Genomic DNA, 6,340 nt, shown 5'->3' on the forward strand with positions numbered 1-6,340 from the left:
CCCCGCCGGTGCCTGGACCGTCGCCGGATTTCGCCCGCCGCCACCCAGCGCAACCCACCACCCAAGCCGACGCGGCGGGCTAAATCCGGCCAGGGAAGGCACCGGCCCCAAAGGGGCCGAGCCCCGCGCGGCACGCGCGGCATAAACACAGCACGAAGGGAACCCAGATGTCTTCCTCATCTCCGGCCGCACTGCTCGACGTCGACCTGCGGCCCGGCGCGCCGCCGATGCTGCGGGTCGAGGCGGCCGGCGACGCGCCGAGTTGGGCGGCCGAGCACCGCGACGCACTCCGTGCCACCGTCGCCGAACACGGTTCGGTTCTGGTCCGCGGCCTGTCGTTGCGCGACGAGGCCGAGATCGCCGCGGTCTTCCAGCGCCTGGCCACCGGCCTGATGGTCGAGCGGGAGTCCTTCGCGTCACGGCGAAACCACTGCGACGGCGTCTACTCCGCGTCGAAGTGGCCGCCGAACCAGCAGATGTGCATGCACCACGAAATGAGCTACACCCTCGACTTCCCCGCCCTGATGCTGTTCGCGTGCCTGCGGGCGCCGGCCGGCGGCGGGGCGACCGTGCTGGCGGATTCGCCGACCGTGCTCGACGCGTTGCCCACGGAGCTGGTCGAGCGGTTCGAGTGGGAGGGCTGGCTGCTCACCCGCAACTACAACGACGAGATCGGCGCGTCCCTGACGCAGGCCTTCGGCACCGACGACCGGATGGCCGTCGAGGACTACTGCCGCGCCAACGCGATCGAGTTCGAGTGGCAGTCCGACGGTGGCCTGCGCACCTGGCAGCGCCGCAGTGCGGTGGTGCGGCATCCGGTGACCGGCCGGCGCTGCTGGTTCAACCAGATCGCCTTCCTCAACGAGTGGACGCTGGCCCCCGAGGTGCGGGAGTACCTGGTGGACGTCTACGGCGCCGACGGGTTGCCGTTCACCACGCGCTTCGGCGACGGCGACCCGATCGGCGAGGACGTCATCCAGCTGCTCAACGACGTCTACCAGGTCAACACCGTCCGCGAGCCGTGGCAGGCGGGTGACCTGATGCTCGTCGACAACATCCGCACCGCGCACGGCCGGGAGCCCTTCGAGGGATCACGCGAGGTGCTCGTCGCGCTGGCCGACGCGGTGCGCCTGGTCGACTGCTCGCCGACCGTCGAGGTGGCCGACCGATGAGCGCCATTCGTTCCACAGAAACGGGATCCGGTCTCGTACCGTCGTTCGCGGTGATCTCCGGCGCTCAGGTCCGGCAGGCGCTGCGGGGTCGCGAGAAGCAGATCGTGGAGTTGGTCGAGGCCGCCTACCGGTCGCACAGCGCCGGTGATTCGGTGAACCCGCCGTCCTACTTCCTGCGCTTCCCCGACCGGCCGACCTCGCGCATCATCGCGCTGCCCGCCTCGATCGGCGGGCAGGCACGGGTGGACGGCCTGAAGTGGATCTCCAGTTTCCCGGAGAACGTCGCGGCTGGCCTCCCGCGGGCCTCGGCCGTGCTGATCCTCAACGACCATGACACCGGCTACCCGTTCGCCTGCCTGGAAGGCTCGATCATCAGTGCCGCCAGGACGGCCGCGTCGGCGGCGTCGGCGGCCGACTGGCTCAGCCGCGGCCGGCCGCGCCCGACGCGGGTCGGGTTCTTCGGGACGGGCCTGATCGCCCGCTACATCCACACCTACCTGGCGGCCACCGGCTGGTCGTTCGACGAGATCGGCGTGTACGACCTGTCCGACGACAGCGTGGCCGGCTTCCGAAGCCACCTGGAGCGGTCGGGCGCCACCGGCCGGATCACCGTGCAGCCCGATCCCGAGCGGCTGCTACGCGCCAGTGACCTGGTGGTCTTCGCCACCGTCGCCGGCCGGCCGCATGTCGGCGACCTGTCCTGGTTCGACCACAACCCGGTGGTGCTGCACGTGTCGCTGCGCGACCTCGCGCCGGAGATCGTGCTCGCCTCGGCCAACATCGTCGACGACGTCGAGCACTGCCTGCGGGCCGACACGTCGCCGCACCTGGCCGAACAGCTCACCGGCAACCGGGACTTCCTGCACGGCACGTTGGACGACGTGATCGCCGGCCGGGTGGCGCCGCCGGCGGATCGGCCGCTGGTGTTCTCGCCCTTCGGTCTCGGCGTGCTCGACCTGGCGGTGGGTCGGCACGTCTACGACGAGGTGTTCCGCGCCGGCGAGTTGCACGTCGTCGACGACTTCTTCCACGAGCTGCGTCGGTATGGATGAGCGGCCGGTTCACCGGCCGCGGACGAGGGGGTCACGAGTGTCAGTCATATCCGTTCCCGAGGACTTCAACGAGGAGAGCCTCTACGTCGACCTTCGGTCGATCGTGAGGCGTTCGCTCTACCTGAAGTGCGAGGGCTTCAACTTCGCCGGCTCGATCAAGCTGAAGGCGGCGACCGAGATGGTCACGGCGGCCGAGCGGGACGGGCTGCTGCGGCCCGGCTCGGTCCTGGTCGAGTCCTCGTCCGGGAACCTGGGCGTGGCGCTGAGCGTGATCGCCGCGAGCAGGGGCCACCGGTTCCTGTGCGTCACCGACTCGCGGTGCAACCTGTCGACCAGGCGCATGATGGAGGCGTTGGGCAGCCGGGTGCACGTCATCGCCGAGCCGGATCCCGTCGGGGGCTTCCTCGGCGCGCGGATCGCCCATGTCCGCGCGCTGTGCGACTCCGACGACCGGTACGTGTGGCTCAACCAGTACGCCAATCCGGGCAACTGGCGGGCGCACTACCGCAGGACGGCGCCGGCGATCGCCCGCCAGTTCCCCGGACTGGACGTGCTGTTCGTCGGCGCGGGCACGACGGGGACCCTGATGGGCTGCGCGCGCTACTTCCGGCAGTGGCGCCGTCGGGTGCGGGTCGTCGCGGTGGACAGCGTCGGCTCGGTGACCTTCGGCGGCCCGCCGGCCCGCCGGATGATTCCCGGCCTGGGCACGAGCGTTCGCCCGCCGCTGCTCGACGAGTCCTATGTGGACGATGTCGTGCACGTCGAGGAGGCGGACACCATCCGCGCCTGCCATCGCCTGGCCAGGAACGGCTTCCTGTTCGGCGGTTCCACCGGCACGGTGGTCAGCGGCGCCGCGGAATGGCTGTCCCGGTACGACGCGGGCGGACTCACGGCGGTGGCCGTCGCGCCGGACCTCGGCGAGCGCTACCTCGACACCGTCTACCAGACCAACTGGCTGCAGGATCTCTACGGTGACGACGTGCTCGGTTCCGACGAGCTGACCGCGGGTTCGCGGTCGGCCTGACGTAGGAGACCACGTGGGTAGCGTGACCGGGTCGGTCGATCGAGCGGGTTGTGAGTGGCTGCAATACGATTACGGCTCCGCGCTGATAGCGGGTGAGCGCCCGCGGGCGTTCACGATGTGGCGGTACCGGAAGCTGCTGCCGGTCCCCGACGGCCCGGTGCGGTACCCGCTGCCGATCGGCGGCACGCCGCTGCTGCCCGTGCCGGCTCTCCGCCGGACACTGGGCACGCCGCACCTGTGGATCAAGGACGAGACGCGGAACCCGACCGCGTCCAACAAGGATCGAGCCACCGCGCTCGTGATCGAGGACGGGCTGCGCCGCGGGATGGACACGATCACGACCGCCTCCACCGGCAACGCGGCCGTGGCCACCGCCTTCGGCGCCGCGGGCGCCGGGATGCGGGCCGTCATCTTCGTGTCCACCGGTTGCCGGCCGGACAAGCTCGCGCTCATGACGCAGGCCGGTGCGCACGTCTTCCGCGTGCCCGCGGGCTACGCGGCCGCCGTCGACCTCTCCCGGGCGGCCGCGCGCTCGTTCGGCTGGCTCGACCGCAACACCGGCGCCAACCCGTACACCATCGAGGCGAAGAAGACCGTGGCGTTCGAGGTGTGGGAACAGCTCGGCCGCCGGCTCCCGGACGTGATGATCGTCCCGGTCGGCGACGGTCCCACGCTGGTGGCGCTGGACAAGGGCTTCGCCGAGCTCGTCAGCTGTGGCCACGCCGGGCGGCAACCGCGCCTGATCGGCGTCCAGGCCGAGAGCTGCCAGCCGTTGGTGCGCGCCTGGTTCGGCGCACCCGCCGGCCCGGCGGAGTTGGATCCCACGGCGACGGTGGCCGACGGCATCGCGGTAGTCCGCCCGGCCATCGGTGACGCCGTGCTCGACGCGGTGCGCCGGGGCGGCGGTGCGATGGTGGCGGTCACCGACAACGCGCTGCTGAGCGCGGTCACGACGTTGGCCGCGCGGGCCGGCGTGGGGGCGGAACCCGCCGGGGCGGCGGCGCTCGCCGGGCTGGCCCGTGCTGTCGAGTGCGGCCTGGTCGACCGGTCGGAAACGACGGTCCTGCTGGTCACCGGCCGGGAAGTGAAGGCGGGCGGTGGGCCGGCCGGCCCGGGCCGGGTGGCGGTCGTCGAGGGACTCGACGAGGTCGAACGGGCACTGGCGGGTGCTTGCTGACGCAGAGGCCGGTCCCTGACAGCTGGGGAGCATTGCCAGGGACCGGCGGCAGCCGGTCCGGCGGTGGCCACACCGGCATCGGACCAGCTGCGGTAGGCGAGCACGATGACCCGACAGCGGTGGTCTCCTGTGGGTCGGTCATCACTTGGCGGTAGCGGGAGACCACCTGCCGGTCGGACCTCCTCCCTGCGCGTCGGCGGTCCGCACTCGCACCGCCCGGTGTCCACCGACTGCGACGTCTCGTGCCACCGGACGGCGAGTCCCACTATGCCGCGCCCACATGGCTCACGTGAGGGGCCAAATCGCGGAATCCTCACAATGCGACGCCAATGTCCACTGCACGCCAGGCGTCGACCGGGACGAGATCACGGCGTGAACTGGATGCCGCCCTCCAGTACGGCGTCGGCGACCTCCCGCAACTGACAGTCCACAGTGAACGCGTAGGCGCGCAGGCGCTGGTACGCCTGCGTCACGCCGATGCCCAGTTGGACCGAGACGACAACCGCCGCCAGGTTCACCCGCGCCCACTGTTCCGGCAGCGTGCCGCCGAGCATGTCCGCCATATCGCTCCCCCGCCGCCAGCAGTCGCTGTCGAGCAGCAACGCCGTCGCGTAGTCCGCGAAAAGCTGGCCATCGGTGAGCGCCGCCATCGGCAAGCCACCCGGGTAGGCGCGGTACAGCTCAAGGACGCCGATCGTCACCTCGGCCGCGGCCAGCGGGAACGCGAACACGGCCTGCACGCCGAGCGAACTCAGCATGGGGACCAGCACCGGCCACTGGTTCAGGCCGGCCGTGCTGGACAGGTCGGTCGACATCACCACGTTGCCGTCCCGCAGCGCCTGCATGCCCGGACCGGCGCCGACGGTGATCTCCAGTTCGATCGCCCGCTCGCTGACGACGTCCGTCGCGTAGATCGGCTCGCCCAGCCCGAGGTCGCCGATCGTGCACAGGCTCACCCCGGCCAGGCCGAGCGCGGCCGAGCAGGCGCGGCATACATGCTCGATCCCGACGGGCACGTTGTTGGCGCTGGCCAGCCTGCTGATCGCGGCGGCAATCGCCTGGTCCCGGTCGCCGGCCATGCCGCTCACCTCGGCTGTCCGTCTCGGTGCTCCAGCTTCTCAGTCGCTCGCATCTCACGTCCCGATGCTCGGCGTTCGTTCCTTGCAACACCACAGCTTCGTGGTTGAGCGGGCGCGTGTCGTCGCAGCGACCGGGCGTCTTGTCCTGGGTGCTCACCGGCAGCGGGGCATACCAGCTAGCCGGAACCGCCCGCCGTCACTCGTCCACGCCCACGGGCAGCTCCACCTCGATCGAGGTGCCCAGGCCGGGCGGGCTGGCGACGGTGATCCGCCCTTCCAGGGCCTCGATCCGGTCGGTGAGCCCGATCAGGCCGGACCCGCGCGCCGGGTCGGCGCCGCCGATGCCGTCGTCGCGGACCGAGACGTGCAACCGGTCGCCCCGCACCGCCGCTTCGACGCGGACCTCCGACGCCCGCGCGTGTTTCGTGGCGTTGGCCAGCGCCTCCGCCACGGTGTAGTAGGCCGCGACCTCGACCGGCCGCGGCAGTCGGCCCTCGACCCGCACGTCGATCGCGACCGGGACGGCCGAGCGGCGGGCCAGCGCCCTGAGCGCGGGCCCCAGCCCACCCTCGGACAGGATCGCGGGGTGGATCCCCCGCGAGATCTCGCGCAACTCGTCCACCGCCGCCGCCAACCCGGAAATGACCCCGGACAGCTCCGCCAGCAGTCCGGGCAACTCGGCCGGCACCCCGGCCTCGGCCGCCCGCAGGTCCAGCGCGAGGGAGACCAGTCGCTGCTGGATGCCGTCGTGCAGGTCGCGTTCGATCCGCCGGCGGGTCTCGTCGGCGGCGGCCACCACGCGCGCCCGGGAGGCGGCCAGATCGGTGCGCGCCTGG

The 6,340-nt window shown here is 71.7% G+C and carries 6 protein-coding genes; 4 read left to right on the forward strand and 2 right to left on the reverse strand.

What is annotated here, in order from left to right; all coding sequences use genetic code 11:
• Window positions 1–167 precede the first annotated feature (167 nt).
• The 4 genes from BJ998_RS45655 to BJ998_RS45670 all read left to right on the forward strand — a co-directional run bounded on the left by BJ998_RS45655 (window position 168) and on the right by BJ998_RS45670 (window position 4,425).
• On the forward strand, window positions 168–1,172 hold the full coding sequence (locus BJ998_RS45655) for a TauD/TfdA family dioxygenase (RefSeq protein ID WP_184870458.1): 1,005 nt from the start codon (window positions 168–170) through the stop codon (window positions 1,170–1,172).
• Window positions 1,169–2,224, forward strand: a complete 1,056-nt coding sequence (gene sbnB / locus BJ998_RS45660) for a 2,3-diaminopropionate biosynthesis protein SbnB (RefSeq protein WP_184870459.1) — start codon at window positions 1,169–1,171, stop codon at window positions 2,222–2,224. The genes BJ998_RS45655 and sbnB overlap by 4 nt, the downstream gene beginning before the upstream one ends.
• A gap of 37 nt (window positions 2,225–2,261) precedes the next feature.
• Window positions 2,262–3,248 carry a 2,3-diaminopropionate biosynthesis protein SbnA gene (sbnA, locus tag BJ998_RS45665; RefSeq protein WP_184870460.1) on the forward strand — a complete coding sequence of 329 codons (987 nt, stop codon included), beginning with the start codon at window positions 2,262–2,264 and terminating at the stop codon, window positions 3,246–3,248.
• Window positions 3,249–3,363: 115 nt separating this feature from the next.
• Window positions 3,364–4,425: a threonine synthase gene (locus BJ998_RS45670; RefSeq protein WP_246490218.1), complete on the forward strand. Its 1,062-nt coding sequence runs from the start codon at window positions 3,364–3,366 to the stop codon at window positions 4,423–4,425.
• 365 nt (window positions 4,426–4,790) lie between these two features.
• Here the strand turns inward: BJ998_RS45670 and BJ998_RS45675 are convergent, their stop codons facing one another.
• Both BJ998_RS45675 and BJ998_RS45680 read right to left on the reverse strand, forming a co-directional pair.
• A complete protein-coding gene (locus tag BJ998_RS45675; RefSeq protein WP_184870461.1) occupies window positions 4,791–5,504 on the reverse strand; it encodes a GAF and ANTAR domain-containing protein in 714 nt (237 codons plus the stop codon).
• 196 nt (window positions 5,505–5,700) lie between these two features.
• Window positions 5,701–6,340, reverse strand: a 640-nt coding sequence (locus BJ998_RS45680; RefSeq protein WP_246490219.1) for a sensor histidine kinase, incomplete at its 5' end; no start/stop codon positions are given.

It is taken from the genome of Kutzneria kofuensis (assembly GCF_014203355.1).
GTDB lineage: Bacteria > Actinomycetota > Actinomycetes > Mycobacteriales > Pseudonocardiaceae > Kutzneria > Kutzneria kofuensis.